18 protein-coding genes are annotated in these 16,675 nt (G+C 72.7%); 7 read left to right on the top strand and 11 right to left on the bottom strand.

Going from position 1 to position 16,675, the window contains the following annotated elements; all coding sequences use genetic code 11:
• Positions 1-70: 70 nt before the first annotated feature.
• The 4 genes from LWF15_RS17680 to dut form a co-directional block, all read right to left on the bottom strand.
• Positions 71-823 carry a DUF3159 domain-containing protein gene (locus tag LWF15_RS17680; RefSeq protein WP_232811947.1) on the bottom strand — a complete coding sequence of 251 codons (753 nt, stop codon included), beginning with the start codon at positions 821-823 and terminating at the stop codon, positions 71-73.
• A gap of 77 nt (positions 824-900) precedes the next feature.
• On the bottom strand, positions 901-1,317 hold the full coding sequence (locus LWF15_RS17675) for an OB-fold nucleic acid binding domain-containing protein (RefSeq protein ID WP_232811946.1): 417 nt from the start codon (positions 1,315-1,317) through the stop codon (positions 901-903).
• A 270-nt stretch (positions 1,318-1,587) separates the two neighbouring features.
• Positions 1,588-2,367, bottom strand: coding sequence for a DUF3710 domain-containing protein (locus LWF15_RS17670; RefSeq protein WP_232811945.1), 780 nt, complete (start codon positions 2,365-2,367; stop codon positions 1,588-1,590).
• Positions 2,367-2,846 carry a dUTP diphosphatase gene (dut, locus tag LWF15_RS17665; protein WP_408623502.1) on the bottom strand — a complete coding sequence of 160 codons (480 nt, stop codon included), beginning with the start codon at positions 2,844-2,846 and terminating at the stop codon, positions 2,367-2,369. Before dut ends, LWF15_RS17670 begins: the two co-directional genes overlap by 1 nt.
• 175 nt (positions 2,847-3,021) lie before the next feature.
• Here dut and LWF15_RS17660 point away from each other — a divergent pair, with 175 nt between their 5' ends.
• Positions 3,022-3,510 carry a DUF3093 domain-containing protein gene (locus tag LWF15_RS17660; RefSeq protein WP_232811943.1) on the top strand — a complete coding sequence of 163 codons (489 nt, stop codon included), beginning with the start codon at positions 3,022-3,024 and terminating at the stop codon, positions 3,508-3,510.
• A 56-nt stretch (positions 3,511-3,566) separates the two neighbouring features.
• Here LWF15_RS17660 and LWF15_RS17655 read toward each other — a convergent pair whose 3' ends face one another.
• Positions 3,567-3,866, bottom strand: a complete 300-nt coding sequence (locus LWF15_RS17655) for a DUF4193 domain-containing protein (protein WP_052533293.1) — start codon at positions 3,864-3,866, stop codon at positions 3,567-3,569.
• A 591-nt stretch (positions 3,867-4,457) separates the two neighbouring features.
• Between LWF15_RS17655 and LWF15_RS17650 the strand changes: the two genes are divergently transcribed.
• A complete protein-coding gene (locus tag LWF15_RS17650; protein ID WP_232811942.1) occupies positions 4,458-4,688 on the top strand; it encodes a hypothetical protein in 231 nt (76 codons plus the stop codon).
• Positions 4,689-4,724: 36 nt separating this feature from the next.
• Here the strand turns inward: LWF15_RS17650 and LWF15_RS17645 are convergent, their stop codons facing one another.
• Both LWF15_RS17645 and LWF15_RS17640 read right to left on the bottom strand, forming a co-directional pair.
• Positions 4,725-5,570 carry an inositol monophosphatase family protein gene (locus LWF15_RS17645; RefSeq protein ID WP_232811941.1) on the bottom strand — a complete coding sequence of 282 codons (846 nt, stop codon included), beginning with the start codon at positions 5,568-5,570 and terminating at the stop codon, positions 4,725-4,727.
• Positions 5,567-6,700, bottom strand: coding sequence for a ferrochelatase (locus LWF15_RS17640; protein ID WP_232811940.1), 1,134 nt, complete (start codon positions 6,698-6,700; stop codon positions 5,567-5,569). Before LWF15_RS17640 ends, LWF15_RS17645 begins: the two co-directional genes overlap by 4 nt.
• A 278-nt stretch (positions 6,701-6,978) precedes the next feature.
• Here LWF15_RS17640 and sepH point away from each other — a divergent pair, with 278 nt between their 5' ends.
• The gene (gene sepH / locus LWF15_RS17635) at positions 6,979-8,256 is read left to right on the top strand and encodes a septation protein SepH (RefSeq protein ID WP_232811939.1); all 1,278 of its coding nucleotides are present in this window, start codon (positions 6,979-6,981) and stop codon (positions 8,254-8,256) included.
• Positions 8,257-8,316: 60 nt separating this feature from the next.
• Here the strand turns inward: sepH and LWF15_RS17630 are convergent, their stop codons facing one another.
• From LWF15_RS17630 to LWF15_RS17620, 3 genes are read right to left on the bottom strand one after another with little or no spacing between them, the layout of a single operon-like run.
• Positions 8,317-9,405, bottom strand: a complete 1,089-nt coding sequence (locus LWF15_RS17630; protein ID WP_232811938.1) for an alkaline phosphatase family protein — start codon at positions 9,403-9,405, stop codon at positions 8,317-8,319.
• Positions 9,405-10,016 (bottom strand): DUF5998 family protein, encoded by a 612-nt coding sequence (locus LWF15_RS17625; protein ID WP_232811937.1) that lies wholly within the window; start codon positions 10,014-10,016, stop codon positions 9,405-9,407. The genes LWF15_RS17630 and LWF15_RS17625 overlap by 1 nt, the downstream gene beginning before the upstream one ends.
• 58 nt (positions 10,017-10,074) lie before the next feature.
• Positions 10,075-12,750 (bottom strand): bifunctional acetate--CoA ligase family protein/GNAT family N-acetyltransferase, encoded by a 2,676-nt coding sequence (locus LWF15_RS17620; protein ID WP_232811936.1) that lies wholly within the window; start codon positions 12,748-12,750, stop codon positions 10,075-10,077.
• Positions 12,751-12,798: 48 nt separating this feature from the next.
• On the opposite strand from LWF15_RS17620, the gene LWF15_RS17615 reads away from it, so the two are divergent.
• From LWF15_RS17615 to LWF15_RS17605, 4 genes are all read left to right on the top strand, one after another.
• Complete coding sequence (locus LWF15_RS17615) at positions 12,799-13,431, top strand: nitroreductase family protein (protein ID WP_232811935.1); 633 nt, start codon at positions 12,799-12,801, stop codon at positions 13,429-13,431.
• A gap of 24 nt (positions 13,432-13,455) precedes the next feature.
• Positions 13,456-14,028, top strand: a complete 573-nt coding sequence (locus LWF15_RS17610; RefSeq protein WP_232811934.1) for a TroA family protein — start codon at positions 13,456-13,458, stop codon at positions 14,026-14,028.
• Positions 14,029-14,177: 149 nt separating this feature from the next.
• Positions 14,178-14,300, top strand: a complete 123-nt coding sequence (locus LWF15_RS36525; protein WP_269810360.1) for a hypothetical protein — start codon at positions 14,178-14,180, stop codon at positions 14,298-14,300.
• A gap of 51 nt (positions 14,301-14,351) precedes the next feature.
• Positions 14,352-16,205, top strand: coding sequence for an ABC transporter ATP-binding protein (locus LWF15_RS17605; RefSeq protein ID WP_232811933.1), 1,854 nt, complete (start codon positions 14,352-14,354; stop codon positions 16,203-16,205).
• On the opposite strand, the gene LWF15_RS17600 is transcribed toward LWF15_RS17605, so the two are convergent.
• On the bottom strand, positions 16,192-16,671 hold the full coding sequence (locus LWF15_RS17600) for a DUF456 domain-containing protein (RefSeq protein ID WP_232811932.1): 480 nt from the start codon (positions 16,669-16,671) through the stop codon (positions 16,192-16,194). The two genes, LWF15_RS17605 and LWF15_RS17600, sit on opposite strands and share 14 nt — an antisense overlap.
• Positions 16,672-16,675: the final 4 nt, after the last annotated feature.

Genomic DNA, 16,675 nt, shown 5'->3' with positions numbered 1-16,675 from the left:
AGTCCCCGTACAAAACATCGGTGCCCACCGGCGTCCTCAGATTCAGGACGTCGGTGGGCACCTTCGTTGGTCAGGAGACCTTGTGCGGGGTGTGGTCGGCGGTGACCGGCGGCACCTTGCGCAGGACCCGCCAGATCAGCCAGAGCGCCACGGCGAACAGCGGCAGGCCCAGCACCAGGCCGTTCAGCAGGCCCAGCAGGGTGGCCTGGTCGGCGATGCTGAGCGGGACCTGCACCGCCACCCGGATCAGGAACAGCGCCACGAAGATCCAGGTGGCCTTCACGAACGCCTGGTAGCGCGGGCGGTGGTGACGCCACTCGAACATCTCGCCGGTGATCGGGCCGACGAAGACGCCGACGATCGGCCAGCGCACGGCGATCGAGATCATCGCCCCGAGCGCCGAGCCGCCGTTCTTGACGATGCTGGTCAGGAACATGTCCGAGGCCCGGCCGGTCTTGCTCGCGATCCAGGCACCGATCGCGATCCCGATCACCCCGGAGAGCGCCTGGGTGAGCGGCTCGCGCCGGACCAGGCGGATCGCAATCAGCACGACCAGCGGGGCCAGTGCCGCGTAGACCGAGGGCCGCAGTTCCTGGGTGATCGCGAAGGCGATCGAGAAGACGGTGTACGGCAGTACCGACTCGATCACGCCGCGGGGGCCGCCGATCGCCTTGTTCAGGTCGAACTCGGCCGCCACGGCCTGGGCGAACGAGCCCTTGCCGACCCGCTCGGCGACGTTCTCGGCAGCGTGTTCGACGGGCGGGTGGGGATGCTGGGAGTGCTCCCCCGGGACGGGGGCGGACCCGTGCTGCTGCTCCGTCATCGGCTCTGGTCAGCTCCGGTCGGCTCTGGGTTCGGCTGGGCGGGCGGCCCGCACCGGGCGGACCGCTGCCCCAAAGCCTAGCCCGGGCTGCCGGGCACCAGTTCGTAGCGCGGGTTGAAGATGGTGGCGGTGCCGCTCGCCTCGCACACCACACCCTGGACGCGGATGCGCCGGCCCGGCTCCACCCCACCGATGTGCCGGCGGCCCAGCCAGACCACCGCGATGCTGCCGCTGCCGTCGTACAGCTCCGCGACCAGCGCGGGGACGCCGGCCCGGGGGCGCAGCGTGACGGCGCGCAGCGTGCCGCAGACCATGGCCGGCTGCCGGGCCCGGAGCTGGGCGATCGGGGTGCCGCCGAGGCGGACCGCCTGCTCGCGCTCCTCGTCGGCGTGCACCACGTGCTGAGGGGCGGTGAACCGGGCCAGGGCCCGGCGCAGGCCGGAGCGTTCGGCCGGGGCGGCCGGTGCCTGATCGTCTGTGATCTGCTTACCCACGGATTTCAGCGTACCCATCCCGAACCTGCTCCCTGAGCCGTCCCCGGGCGTTCGGGGAGTGGCCCTGCCCACTCTTTTGCAGGTGTACGACCTGTTGCTCAACAAGCCGTTTCGGTTCTTATTCCTGCTCCGCACATTCATCTTGACCCAGATCGGCCGAGGAGTCACAACCGGAGCGGGCGGACTTGGGGGCAATCAGCCGGACGGCCCAGGCCGGTACCCGACCTGGGCCGTTCTCCGTGCTGTTCTGCGTGCTCGCGGAAGAGCTGGTCAGCGGACCTCGGTGATCTCCGGGCCGCGCTCCGGCGGGCGCAGCGCGTCCTTCTTCTCCTCGGCCGGTGCGCTCTCGCCCTCACCCTCGCCGTCGGCCGGGTGGGCGTTGTCGGGCAGGCTCAGCGGCAGCAGCTCACGCGGGGCCATCGCATCGGTGCCCCGCACCACCACCACGTCCCGCACCAGGCTCTCCAGCTCGAGTGCCTTCTCCTGGTCGAGCGCGGCGGCCCCGTGGAACACCGCGCGCAGGAACCAGCGCGGGCCGTCGACGCCGGAGAACCGGGCCGGCTGCAGCACGGTGCGGCCGTCCGGCGTGCGGGCGGGCACCTTGGCCAGCAGCTCGCGGCCGAACACGCCGGGCACGTCGTCGACCTCGCCGCCCTGGCGGCTCACGCTGGCGGCGATCTCGGCGCGGATGTCGTCCCAGATCCCGGAGGTGCGCGGGGCGGCGAACGCCTGCAGCTGCACGGCCGAGTCGTTGAGCTGGACGGTCGCGGCGATGACCTTGTTGGTCTGCTCCTCGATCTCCAGGCGCATCTGGATGGTGCCCTCACGGGCCGGCAGCCGGATCGCGCCGAGGTCGATGTAGGTGACCTCGGGGTCGGCCTCGGCCTCGTCCCAGGGGCCGTTGGACCGGTCGTAGACGTCGCCCGGCGCCGGTGCGCCCTTCGGGGCGTTGTCTTCACGGTCGTCGTCGGCGGCGGAGGACGCGGAGGTGGTCTCCGGCTCGTCGGCCGGGGACGCCTCGTCCCCCTTGTTGCGGCGGAACCAGCTCATCAGTGCTCTCCTCGTTGCGTTCCCAAGCCCGTGCTGCCCGTGCTGCCGTCGGTGAACCCACCGGTCGAGCCGAAGCCGCCCGCCCCGCGCACGGAGCCGGGCAGCCGGCCGGCCTCGACGAAGGAGGCCCGGCTCACCGGCTGGACGACCAGCTGCGCGATCCGGTCGCCGCGCCGCAACTGCACCGGGGTGGTGCGGTCGGTGTTCAGCAGCGTCACCCGGATCTCACCGCGATATCCCGCATCGACCGTGCCGGGCGCATTGACCACCGTCAACCCGAAACGCGCGGCCAGGCCGGAGCGCGGGTGCACGAAGGCGGCATATCCGTCCGGCAGGGCGATCGCCACCCCGGTCGGGACCGTCTGCCGCTCCCCCGGCTCCAGGGTCACGTCGACGGCGGTGACCAGGTCGGCCCCGGCGTCGCCGGGGTGCGCGTAGCCGGGCAGGGGCAGCTCGGGGTCGAGGCGCTGGACGAGCACCTCGACCTGGCCGGAGGCGAAGTCCTCCCAGCCGGAAGGTGCGGAAGTCGTGCTCACGGTCGGACAGCCTATCCAGCACCGGAGCCCGGCCGGTCCGCCCCGGCCAGGATGCGTTCCGTACGGCGCGGGCCGGGTGGTACGCACCGGCCCGGCGGGCCCGTGGGAAACTGGGAACATGCGCCCGGACCAGCAGGAAGCGGCGGCCTCGGCCACGCCCGCGACCACCGCCAAGAAGAAGAACCTGACCGAGAAGCTGAGCCCGACGCCCGGCGTGTGGCTCGGCTTCGCCGCCTTCGGGGCGGCCTTCGGCCTGATCCCGGGCCCGATCAACGTGCCGTTCGCGATCGGGACCGCGGTGGTGATGGCCGGCGTGGTGCTCGGCCTGGTGGTGCTCTGGACGCCGCGGCTGGAACTGGCCAAGGGCGTGTTCTCGGCCGGGCGGGCGAAGGTGCCGGCCTCGCTGGTCGCCGAGGTCGAGGCCCTGGACCCGGCCCGGATGAAGGCCCTGCTGGGCACCGAGCTGGACGCCCGGGCCTACCGCTGCACGCGCGGCTGGGTGCGCACCGGGATCCGGGTCACCCTGGACGACCCGCAGGACCCGACGCCGTACTGGCTCGTCTCGACCCGCCGGCCGCAGGACTGGGTGCGGGCGCTGGGCTCGTGACGCTCCTGGGCGAGCCCTTGGCGCCCCACACTCTCAGGTAGTGCCGTTCCGTTGGTTCAGGCCGCGCATTCCTTGCAGATCAGCTGGCCGTTCTTCTCGCCCGCGAGCTGGCTGCGGTGGTGCACCAGGAAGCAGCTCATGCAGGTGAACTCGTCCGCCTGGCGGGGCAGGACGCGGACGGACAGCTCCTCGTTGGACAGGTCGGCCCCGGGCAGCTCGAAGCCCTCGGCCGCCTCGGTCTCGTCCTCGTCGACCGAGCCGGCCGACTTGTCCACCCGGCGGGCCTTCAGCTCTTCGAGCGAGTCCTCGTTGAGGTCGTCGTCGGTCTTGCGCGGCGCGTCGTAGTCGGTTGCCATGGTGTGGTCACGCTCCGGTGTGTGGAACTCACGCGGGACGTGCCCTTCCACCGGATCCGCCGATGCGGAACCGGTGAGGTGCGCGTTGCCCCCATGAGAACGGGATTGCTGGTCGTTGCTCGAACTGGTGGTGCTCTGGCCGAATGCGGTGCTCGCGCCCTGGTGGATCAAGGTCGTTGCTACCGGACTGTGGACTAACGCGCCCGGGGCCGGATTTGTGCCCGCTCTCGCGGCAGGGATTGTGCACCAGTCGAGCCGCGATAGCCACACCGCCGCACCGGGAGAACGACATCAATTCCCGTCACCGAACGGATCAGACCTCACCCTCCGTACTCGGACACGGCGCCTAACGGGTGGACGTCACGAAATGTTCCCGCACGTGTTCGCTCGACGGCACCCGAGTCGCCTGTCCGGCAACGCTGCGTCGACCGTAGAGTGTCGGGCGGTGCAGTGTGTCTCACAGCTGTTGCACGGCCGTAACGCGGCTGTTCCTCACCCGTGAGGCCCACTCGCGCCAGTGCCGGAAGAGATGGCTTCCGGCACTGGAAGAGCTCGCGGACATCGTTCGGGGGCGAGTGAGGGAGAAAATCAATGAGCGAGTTCGTCGCGCAGATCAGGGGCCGTGCGGCAGAGGCGCTGACCTGGCTCCGGGAGGCGCAGGACAGCGGTGACGAGTACCTCGTCAACGTCTCGCTCGACCAGATCGAGTCGATCGCCCGGGTGGCGGCCGACCACAGCATCACCCTGGAGGGAGTGGCCGAGTCGCTGAACGCGTACGGCCTGCAGGTCCCCCAGGGCCGCACCGGCGGGGCAACGGCCTAGGGGCACCCGCGTCTGGTCCGAGCGATCGAAGGCGCTTCAGGTCGGGTCGGAGTCGGCGTCCAGCTGCCCGAGGACGTCGCAGAGCCCCTCGAGAAGGGGGGACGCCGCTCCGACGACCATCGCACCACCGGCCGGAGCGCCCCGGAGACCGGACAACGCACCACCCGCCTCGGTGAGCACGAGGGCCGCCGCGGCGATGTCCCAGACGTTCACCCCCCGCTCGTAGTACGCGTCCACCGTGCCGGTGGCCACGCCGCACAGGTCGAGCGCCGCGCTGCCGATCCGCCGGATGTCCCGGACCTGCGGCAGCACCCCGGTGAGCACCCGGGCCTGTCCGGCGCGCCGGGTCGCCGCGTAGCCGAACCCGGTGGCCACCAGGGCCTGGTCGAGGGCCGGCGGGGCGGCCAGCTTCAGCCCTCGCGGGATCGAGCCGTCGCCCCGGGTCAGTTCCGCGCCCAGCCCGCGCCCGGCCGTCCAGGTGTCACCGGTGGCCGGGTTGTGCACGCAGGCCGCCACCGGCGTCCAGGCCCCGTCCACCGTCGGGTCGCCCTCCACCACGGCCACGCTGACCGCGTAGGCGTCGATCCCGTAGCGGTAGTTGACGGTGCCGTCGATCGGGTCGAGCACCCAGGTCAGGCCCGACTCGCCGGGGCTGTAGCCGGCCTCCTCGCCGAGCAGGCCGTCGCCCGGCCGGGCCTCGGCCAGACGCTCGCGCAGCAGCCGCTCCACGGCCTGGTCCATCGCCGTGACGATGTCGGTCGGGGTGGACTTGGTGCTCTCCACCTCGCGGGCGCCCGGGTCGTCGGCCAGGCCGGCCCGGATCAGGTCACCACCGGCCCGGGCCACCTCCTCGGCCAGGGCCCGCAACTGCTCGGTGCTCACTGGTTCACCCTTTCCGGAGCGACCGCCTGGTCGGCGTTCTTGTCGATCGGCAGCACCCAGTCGACCCCACAGGCGGCCGGCTTGTCCGGGTTACGCAGGTTGCTGCAGCAGTTCGCCGGGCAGACGTCGTGCCAGGGCCCGGCCCCGGCCATCGAGGGCCGCTCGGGGTTCTCGCCCCGCTCGGCCGCGGCCCGCTCCACCACCAGGGCGGCCAGGGTGGCGGCGAACTCCGGGGCCCGGCCGGAGGTGGCGGCCCGCACGAACGGCAGGTCCAGCCCCCGGGCGATCTCCTCGGCCTCGGTGTCCAGGTCGAACACGACCTCCATGTGGTCGCTGACGAACCCGATCGGCACCACCACCACGCCGGGGACGCCCTGGGCCTTGAGCTCGGTGAGGTGGTCGCCGATGTCCGGCTCCAGCCAGGGCTGCGAGGGCGGGCCGGAGCGCGAGCAGTAGACCAGGTCCCAGTCCTGCGAACCGGGCACGCGGGCGGCCACGGCGGCGCACGCCTCGCGGTGGGTGCGGGTGTAGGCGTTGCCGTCCGGGCCGGCCGCGTCGTCCATCGCGTCGGGGATCGAGTGCGTCACGAAGACCACCCGCGAGCCCCGGGGCAGGGTGGCCAGGGCGTGGGTGATCGAGTCGGCGACCGGCTGCAGGAACCCGTCCTGGTCGAAGTAGTGCCGGATCTTGTCGATGCGCAGGCTGCGGCCCTCGCGGGACAGCGTGATCAGCGCCTCGGCCAGGTCCTCGCGGTACTGGCGGCAGCCCGAGTAGCTCGGGTAGGCGCTGGTGACCACCGTCAGGACCCGGCGGGCGCCGGCCTCGTGCGCCTCGCGGAGCGCGTCGGTGGCGAAGGGGGCCCAGTTGCGGTTGCCCCAGTAGACCGGCACGTCGCCGGCCCCGGCGGCGGCGAGCTGCTCACGCAGGTTCGCCAGCAGCAGCCGGTTCTCGTCGTTGATCGGGCTGCGGCCGCCGAAGTGCTGGTAGTGCACCTCGACCTCTTCGAGTCGCTCGCGCGGGATGCCCCGGCCCCTGGTCACGTTCTCCAGGAACGGCATCACCTCGTCGGGGGCCTCGGGCCCGCCGAACGAGAGCAGGAGGACGGCGTCGTACGGCTTCAAGGAGCTCACCCGTAGATCCTGCCAACTGACTTCCGTCCCCGCGCGTTCGGGTCGGAAGTCCCGCACCGGCGAGTCCGCCGTCCCGGAGCCGCCCGGCGGCCCATACTGGGGCCCGCTCCCCGGTTCCGGCACACAATGTGATTACATCGGTACCCAGAGTTCATCGTGAACCTGGGTGGACGGGTGTGACCTGGATTGCCGGGCCGACTCGCCCGCCATGTGCTTCGCCGATGCGGTACGAAGTGGCACAGTCTTCACGCAGGTCGCGGTTGCCGGAGGGAGTGAACATGGAAGATCTTTCGCTCGTCGGCGTCCACGAGGACGGGGAGCACCTGCTGCTCTCGGGCCCGAACGGCCAGCGCTTCCGGTTGCGGGTGGACGACGCGTTACGCGCGGCGGTCCGGCGCGACCGGGCCCGGCTGAGCCAGATCCAGATCGAGGCGGAGGGCCGGCTGCGGCCGCGCCAGATCCAGGCCCGGATCCGGGCCGGCGAGACCGCCGAGGAGGTCGCCGAGGCGGCCGGTCTCTCGCTCGAGCACGTGCGCAAGTACGAGGGCCCGGTGCTGGCCGAGCGCGAGTACGTGGCCGAGCAGGCCCGCCGGGTGCGGGTGCGGCGGGGAGGCGGCGCCGAGCCGCTCTCGCTCGACGAGACCGTCACCGAGCGCCTGGCCGCCCGTGAGGTCGACCAGGAGACCACCTCGTGGGACGCCTGGCGGGGAGACGACGGCCTGTGGATCCTGGCGCTGGAGTTCATCGCCGGTTCCACGCTGCGCCAGGCCCGCTGGCTCTACAACGCCGGTCTGCGCAACGTCACCGCGCACAACGACGAGGCGCGCTGGCTCACCGAGGACGAACCGCCCCAGCCGCAGAACGAGCGGGCGGCCGGGCCGGTCACCGGCAGCATGCGCCGGCTGGCCACGGTGCGCGGCGCCGACCGCCCCTACGACCAGGAACAGCGGGTCGAGGCGCGTCCGGCGTACGAGGAACCGGCGGCCGTCAACCTGCTCGACACGCTGCGCGAGCGGCGTGGCCGGCGTAACCGGGCCCTCAGCGAGGACGAGGAGCGCGCCGGTCATCCCGATCCGGTGCGTGAGGCGATCGACACCCTGCTCAGCCGCAGCGACACGATGGGCGAGCCCCCGGCCGCCCATCCGGCCCGATCCCGCCCGCAGGACGCGCGGGACGGGGAGGTGCTGGTGCTGCCCGACACGGAGTCGCTGTACGACCTCGAGCCGGCCGACGCCCCGGTGCCGCCCCGCGCCGAGAAGCCGGAACGGGCCGACCGGTCGGACCGGGACCGGCTCGACCGTGACCGCGCCGAGCGGGAACGTTCCGAGCGGGAGCGCGAGCGCGCCGAACGGGAGCGCCGGGAACGCGCCGAGCGCGAGCAGGCCGAAAGCGAGGCCAAGGCGGCCGAGCCCGAGCGGGTCGTCGACGTCGAGAAGGCCGAGCCCGAGCCGACCCCGGTCCCGGCCGGGCGCCGGCCTGCGGCCAGCAGCCGCAAGCAGCGCCGGGCCAGCGTCCCCTCCTGGGACGACATCGTGTTCGGCCAGCGACGCGACTGAACCGACCAACAAAGGACGTCGGTCAGCCCGAGGGCTGACCGACGTCCTTTGTTCTGTGGTTCAGCTCTGGGAGACCAGGAGGGGAACCTGGGTCTCGACGCTGGTGCGGGAGCCGTGCAGCCCCAGCAGGCGCAGCACCTGGGGGCGGGCGGTGCGCGAGTCGACCACCGCCACCTCGCCGGTGGCCGCCGTGACCACGTCGCCGATCCGGGGCAGCACGTGCGGCGCGACCGGGCCGAACCAGCCCTCGTCGACTGCCTGCGCCCGGGTGACCACGGTCATGTCGGAGCCCATCCGGGCCTGCCAGGCGGCGGCCACGTCGTCGGTCGCGCCCGCCTCGCAGTACAGCTGCAGCGAACGCGGTTCCCCGCCCAGATGCCGCACGCCGGTGAGCAGTTCGGGCTCGTGGGCGATGTCCAGGCGGTTCTCGAAGGGCACGTCGACCATGCCGTGGTCGGCGGTGACCACCAGCAGGCAGTCGGCCGGCAGGCCGGCGGCCAGGGCCTGGGCCCCGGCGTCGACCCGCTCCAGCTCGCCGGTCCAGTTCCAGGAGCGGCAGCCCTGCTCGTGGCCGATCTTGTCCAGGTCACCCCAGTAGAGGTAGATCAGCGCGCCCTTGGAACGGCGGGCGGTGTCGATCGCCACCTCGACCCGCTGGTCCAGCGACTGCGCGGCGACGAACCGGCCGCCCCGCTGCACCGCCTCGGTCAGGCCGGAACCGTCGAAGTAGCCCGGGCCGATCCGCACCACGTCCCGCCCGGACGCGACCACCTGCTCGAACACGGTGGGGGCGGGCTGCCACTGACGCGGGTCGACCTCCGGGTCCCACATCAGCTCGTTGAACACCTTGTCCCGGGCCGGGTCGAGCACGTCGAGCGCGACCAGGCCGTGGGCGCCCGGGGGCAGGCCGGTGCCGAGCATGCCCAGGCTGGTCGCCGTGGTGCTCGGGAAGCCCGAGCTGAGCCGGGTGGAGTAGGGGTTCTCGCGCAGGCGGCGCAGGAACGGCGCATGGCCCGAACTGGCCCGCAGCAATTCGTCGCCCAGGCCGTCGACCAGCATGACGACGACCGTGCGGGCCTTGGGCAGCGGGCCCTTCTTGCGGGCGATGGCCAGGGCGGCCGAGGGCAGGACGTCGGCGAGGGTGCGCATCAGTTGCGGGCGGTGGCGGCCGAGAGCGCCCGGGCGAAGGCGGCGGCCGCGCGGACCGCGGACTCCCCCTCGGCCTCGGCCGACAGGCGCACCGTGATGTCGTCGGACGCCAGCGTGCCGGTGTAGCCGTGGTCGGCCTCGCAGTCCGGGTCGGCGCAGGAGGCGGGCTCCAGGTCGACCCGGGTGAGCGAGCCCCAGCCGATGGTCAGGCTGAGCTCCCGCGGCACGGCGCCGCTGCGGTGCCGCTCGGGCGAGGTGACGGCGTGCGAGAGCACCACCGAGGTGACCTTGCTCAGCGGGACCGCCTCGGTGGAGGCCGAGGCGTAGGGCTCGGGGCTGAGCGCGTCCGGGTCGTGGTCGTCGGCGTGCGCCACCACCAGCCGGGTCGGGGTGAGCGAGAGCACGGTGACGTGCCGGCGCACCTCCACCCGGTCGAAGGTGGTCTCCTGCTGCACGAGGTACGACACCACCTCCTCGCCGGCGATCGCCACGTCGAGGGCGTCGCGCACCAGGGCCGGGTAGAAACCGGCCCGTTCGACGTCGGCCACGAGATCGTCGGGCAGGGCGTTGGTCTGGCTCACGGCGGCGTCCGTCCCGGGTCGTTCACGCATTGCCCCATCTTGTCACTCCGCCCCGGGCCGGGCGCAGACACGCCCGGTGGGCGCCGGATCAGCTGGGCAGCTCGCGGCGGACCGAGTCGGCCCGCTCGGCCGGCCGGGCGAGGCGGATCCCGGCGTCCAGCACGGCCAGCCCGGTCCCGGCGACGACCACCGGGTTCAGCTCCAGCTCGGCCACCTCGGGCAGTTCGTCGGCCAGCACGGCGAGCCGGCCGATCACGTCCTCCAGGGCGGGCACGTCGACCGGGGCGGCGCCCTTGTGCCCGAACAGCTTGGGCGCGGCCTTCACCGAGCGCACCAGGTCGGAGATGTCCACGTCGGTCAGCGGCGGGATCCGGTGGGCCACGTCACCCAGCAGGCCCACCGCGTCCCCGCCCAGCCCGAACGACACCACCGGGCCGAAGAGCGGGTCCTCCACCGTGCGCAGCACACAGGCCACGCCGGGCTCGGCCATCCGCTGGACCACCAGCTGATCGGCCTCCAGGGGGCCGAGCGTGGCGCGCATCTGGGCGTAGTCGGCCCGCAGTTCGTTCTCGTCCTCGATGTTCAGCCGCACTCCCCCGAGGTCGACCCGGTGCCGCAGGTGCGGCGCGGTGGTCTTCAGCACCACCGGATAGCCCATCGCCGCGGCCGCCTCGGCCGCCTCGGACGCGGTGCCGACGGGGGTACGCGGCCACAGCTCGATACCGAAGGCCGCCAGCAGACGGGCGGAGGCTTCGGGGCTCAGTGAGGTGCTCTCCTCGCCGGGGACGGCGGCCAGGGCCTCGGCGACCACGGCCCGCGCAGCAGCCAGGTCCACGCCAGGGGGGTCGACCCGCTCCCCCGGATCGCGACGCCGCCAGCGGGCGTACCACTCGGCCTTGGCCAGGGCCCGCACGGCTTCTTCGGGTGTGGGGTAGGACGGGATCAGCCGCGGGTTGGACAGGGCACGGTTCACGCCGTGCACCCCGACGAAACAGGCCACCACGGGGATGTCCGGAGACTGGGCCGACACCTCGGACAGCGCCTGGGCCACCTCTGCGGCCTCGGTGGCGATGGGCGGGATGAACGCAGCGACCACCGCGTGCACCTGCTCGGCGGCGAACGCCTCGGTCAGCGCACCCCGGAACTGCGCGGCGTCGGCCTGCGGGTGCAGGGCGACCGGCTTGTGCACCACCACCAGCCCGGCCGCGACGCAGGCATCGGCGATCAGCGTGCTCAGCGCGTCGCTGTTGCCCACGATGGCCACGTTCGGCCCGGCCGGCAGCGGCTGGTGCATGACCACCTGGGCCACGTCGAGCATCTCGGCCACGGTCTGCACCCGGATGCACCCGGACTGCCGCAGCATGGCGTCGAACGCCTCCCGCGGCGCCGTGCTCGCTCGCACCGAATGACCGGGCGGCACACCGAAACTCGACAGGCCGGACTTCAGCACGATGACCGGCTTGGACCGGGCCAGGCGCCGGGCGATCCGGGAGAACTTGCGCGGGTTGCCGAAGCTCTCCAGGTACAGGCCCACCGCGTCGGTGTTGGCGTCCTCCTCCCAGTACTGCATGCAGTCGTTGCCGGAGACGTCGGCCCGGTTGCCCGCGGACAGGAAGGTGGACACCCCCAGCCCGCGCCGCTCGACCGCGTCCAGCACCGCCACCGCCAGCCCGCCGGACTGCGAGAACAGGCCCAGACGGCCGTCTTCGGGCAGGTCGGGGATCAGTGACATGTTCAGCCGGACGGCCTCACCGGCGTTGATCAGCCCCCACGAGTTCGGCCCGACCACCCGCATGCCGTGAGAGCGGGCGGTGCGCACCAGTTCCCGCTGCCGGGCCAGGCCCTCGTCGCCGGTCTCGGCGAAACCGGTGGAGACGACCACCATTCCGCGGACCCCGTGCTCGGCGCACTCGCGCACCACGTCGAGCACCCCCTCGGCCGGGATCGCGACCAGCACCAGGTCGATGTCGCCCTCGATGTCGGCCAGCCGGCGCACCGTGGGCCGGCCGAGCAACTCGTCGGCCTCGTGGTGCACGATGTGCAGCCGGCCGGTGAACCCGCCGGCGATCAGGTTGGCCAGCAGGCGGTGCCCCACGGTGTTGGTGCGCCGGCTGGCCCCGATCAGCGCCACCGAGGCCGGGTTGAGCACCCGTTCCATGCTGCGCGCCTCGGCCCGGTGCTCCCGCGCCTCCATCACCGCCCGGGAGCGCTCGGTCGGGTCGATGGTGAACCGGACCTCGATCACCCCGTCGTCGAAGCGGCTGGTGAGCTCGTAGCCGGCCTCCCGGAACACGGTCAGCATCTTGCGGTTGCGCGGCAGCACGTCGGCCACGAACCGGCGGATGCCGTTCTCCCGGGCGGCCGCGGCCAGGTGCTCCAGCAGCACCGAGCTGATCCCCCGGCCCTGGTGCGCGTCGCTGATGTTGAACGCCACCTCGGCCGCGTCGGAGCCCTGGTCGAGCCGGTCGAAACGGCCGACCCCGACGATGTCCTCGCCCAGCACCGCGATCAGCGCCACCCGGTCGCGGTGGTCGACGTTGGTGAAGTGGTGCAGGTCGCGGGGCGAGAGCCGGGGCATCGGCGCGAAGAAGCGCAGGTAGGTGGAGTCCGGCGACTGGTGCACGTGGAAGCGCTGGAGCGCGTCCGCGTCGTCGGCGGTGATCGGCCGCAGGTGTGCGGTGGCTCCGTCCCGCAGCACGACGTCCGCCTCCCAGTGCAGGGGGTAGTCCGGTCGTGCCGGCGGGTCGTTCGTCGACTGGCCCACGGCACCAGGCTACGCGGTGGTCCTTTTGCCCTGTGGCAGGCTCGCGCCATGGAATTCGAGCAGGTTGTCCGGGCCCGCCGGATGGTACGCAGCTACCGGCCCGACCGGCCGGTGTCCCGCGAGGTGCTGACCCGGTTGCTGGACCTGGCCGTGCGGGCTCCGAGCGCCGGCTTCAGCCAGGGCTGGGACTTCGTCGTGCTCAGCACCCCCGAGCAGGTGGGCCGGTTCTGGGCGGCCACCACCGAGCCCGACCGGGAACCCGACCGCTGGCTGCGCGGCATGCGCACCGCCCCCGCACTGATCCTGTGCCTGTCGGACCGGGACGCCTACCTGGACCGCTACGCCGAGCCGGACAAGGGCTGGACCGACCGCGACGAGGCCCGCTGGCCGGTGCCCTACTGGGACGTCGACACCGGCATGGCCTCGATGATCATCCTGCTCGCGGCGGTCGACGCCGGCCTGGCGGGCTGCTTCTTCGGGGTGCCGCCGACCCGGACCGGGACCGTGCGCGAGGCCTTCGCGATCCCGTCGGAGCGCCGCATCGTCGGGGTGATCAGCCTGGGCCACCCGCCGGAACCCGGCACCGACCGTCGCTCGCCCTCCCTGCGCAGAGGCCGGAAACCGATTGAAGACGTCTGTCACGACGGCGCTTTCGGCTCACCTTTCGAGCGGGAGGGGTAGGCAACGGACAAGGGCCCGGTCACCGTGCCCGCCGCACCGCAGCGGGTGGTCTGCGGCGACTACTTCGGCGCCTTCGCCCTGGTCGACGTGGGGCTGGTGCCGGTGGGGGTGGGCGGCGGCGGGTACGAGTCCACCGGTGCGCGCTACGGCGACCGGCTCGCGGGCGTGCCGGTGACCGGTGACTACACCGAGCCGGACGTGGAGAAGATCGCCGCCGCCGAGCCCGACCTGATCCTGCGCACCAGCGAGGCGAACGCCGTGCTCGACGAGTACTGCACCCGCACCGCCGCGGTCCGGCAGAAACACGCCGCCGTCCTGGCCGAGCACACCTTCTCCTTCGTGCAACTGGCCACCGACACCACGTTCTGGACGCTCGGACCGGCCTGGACCGACACCACCGTGCTGCTCGACTGCGGGCTGCGCCTGGCCGAGCCCTCCGCCTCGCAGTCCGGGCCCACCCAGGAGTACTCGTTCGAGAAGATCGCGGTGCAGCAGGAGCGGGTGTTCCCGATCGTGTCCGGGGCCGCCTCGCTGGGCCCCGGTCTGCAGCTGGCCGAACGCATCGACCAGGTGCTGGTCCGGCTGGCCGGCGCCTAGCAGAAACCCTTCAGCAGGCTGTCACTCGCTGTCAGAGGTGGCTGCCAGGTTCTGCGCGTGGTTCTGCCAGGAACGATGGGCAGAGTTCTTCTCACGACAGCGAGACCGTCGCAGTCGCCGAAAGAATCACCGAGAGAAGGAGAACCACCATGGCGAAGATCCTGAAGGCCCGCACCCGCCGTCCCGCCGCCAAGGTCGAGGCCCTGCCGAAGCGCCGCAAGGAGCAGGAGCAGGCGCAGAACCCGCAGCCGAACCGGCCCGGCCGCGACTGAGCCGGACCGACCTGACGTCCGAGATGCCTCCACAACCACACCATGAGTGACATGCTCGACGCACAGGCCGGGGCCGGTGGTCACCTTCGGGTGATCACCGGCCCCGCCGGTCTGTCCGTACCCTCACCTTCCGAAGAACCTGACGAAGAACCCGCCGGTCCGGCCCCTCTGGGCTGGTCGGCGGTCCTGCGCCGCTTCTGGCCCCTGACCCGGGGCCGGCGCACCGCCATGATCGGCGCCCTGCTCTGCTTCACCCTGGCCGTGGTGGCCGACGCGGTCGGCATCGAACTGCTCGCCACCCTGATCGACGGGGCGGTGGAAGACGCCGACCTGGGTCAGTTCTGGGGTCCGGCAGCGATCTGGGCCGCAGTGACCCTGGGCGCCGCGTCCCTGACCTATGCCGGCTCCATCCTCACGGCCGGTGCCGCAGAACGGGTTTCCCGCCGTGTGCGGGCCCAGACCCATGAACACCTGCTCACCGTGGCGCCGGAAGAACTCGACCGGCGTCACCTCGGCGATCTGCTCTCACGGGTGGTCGACGACACCGAAGACGTCGAGCACCTCACCGTGACCGGCCCGATCGAGGCGGCCGGGGCGGTGCTCGCGGTGGTCGTGTTCGGGGTGGCCGCCTGGCGCCAGAGCTGGCTGCTGGCCCTGGTGGTGCTGGCCGCCGCGCCGGTGGTCTGGCTGCTCAACCGCTGGCTGACCGGGCGCACCCACCGGATCTCGATGCGCACCCGGATCGCCCACGGCGCGCTCACCTCGGCCCTCGAACAGAGCATCAGCAACGCCGCCCTGGTGCAGGCCTACGACGCCCGGCCCGCCGAGCGCCGCCGGCTGGCCGCGGTCTCCGGCCGGCTGATGCGCGCCCGTCTGCGCCAGACCCGGCTGGCCGCCGTGCAGGGGCCGCTGACCGAACTGGTCGAGACGGCCGGGCTGCTGGCGGTGATCGGGATCGGCGTGATCGACATCGCCACCGGCGACCTGACCGTGGGCGGGCTGCTGGCGTTCACCGCCTACCTGACCTTCCTCTACCCACCGATCACCGCCCTCGGGCAGCTCGGCCTGACCGCGGCCGGCTGCGGCACCAGCGCCGCCCGGCTGGTCGAACTGCTCGACCTGCCACCGGGTATCGCCGAATCCGGTCAGAAGCCTCCGGTGGCCGAAGCCGGCGGTTCAGAGCGGGCTTCGCTGACCATCGAGGGCGTCACCGTGCACTCCCCCGGCCGGGCCGACCGGCTCACCGACGTGCACCTGAAGGTCCCGGCCGGCTCGCTGACGATGATCACCGGGCCGAGCGGTTCCGGGAAGTCCACCCTGGTGGACCTTCTGGTGCGGCTGCGCGACCCGGACGGCGGCCGGATCCTGCTCGACGACCGCGACCTGCGCGACTACCCGCTGGCCCAGCTGCGCCGGCTGATCACCCTGCTGCCGCAGGAGCCGTACATGTTCGACGAGTCGGTGCGGGAGAACATCGTCTACGGCCTGGCCCCGCAGGCCGACACCGGGGCGATCCGGCAGGCCGCCCAGGAGAGCGGGGCCGCGGAGTTCGTCGACCGCCTCCCGCAGGGCCTGGCCACCCGCGTGGGTCAACGGGGGCGGGCCCTGTCCGGCGGGCAGAGGCAGCGGATCTCGCTGGCCCGGGCGCTGTTGCGGGACAGTCCGGTGCTGGTGCTGGACGAGCCGACCACCGGGCTGGACCCGGAGGCCGCCGAACGGCTGATCCGCACCCTGCGGCGGCTCACCGGGCAGGGCCGGACGGTGCTGCTGGTCACCCACGACCGGGCGCTCACCCGCTACGCCGATCAGGTGGTGCAGGTGCGGGCGGGCCGGGTGGCCTATCCGGCGCAGGCCTCGACCCGGCCGCTTCCGGTGCTGCCCCGGGCGGGCCTCAGGCCCAGATGACCCCGGCGATCCAGACCGCGGCCGCGAGCAGCCCGCTGGCCAGCTCGATCAGCATGGAAAGGCCCACCGCGCGGACCGCGGCGAGAGTGGAGGACCAGGCCGGGGAATGGCTGCCCAGCCGGGTGAGCTCGGCCAGGTAGATACCGGCCACGAAGCCGATGGGCAGGCCGATCACCGGGATCAGGAAAAAGCCGATGACTCCGAGTAGCGCACCGAAGGCCAACGTGATCCATGGCACACCGCCCTCGCGTAGCCTCCGGCCCGGGAGTGCGTACTTCACCACCGTGCCCAGCAGCAGCACGGCCGCCGCGAGGCCGAACACCGTCCAGCCCGCGGCCGAGGACTCGGCGAAGGCCCAGAGCAGGATCCCGCCGGCCACCACCAGCAGCCCGGGCAGGACCGGCACGATCACCCCGGCCAGACCGACAACGATGAGCGCCGCGGCCAGGACGGTCACGGCGCTCATCGGC

The sequence above is a fragment of the Kineosporia rhizophila genome (assembly GCF_021277265.1).
GTDB lineage: Bacteria > Actinomycetota > Actinomycetes > Actinomycetales > Kineosporiaceae > Kineosporia > Kineosporia rhizophila.
Note: the sequence above shows the minus strand (reverse complement) of the source record. Positions and strands in the feature narration are given on the sequence as shown.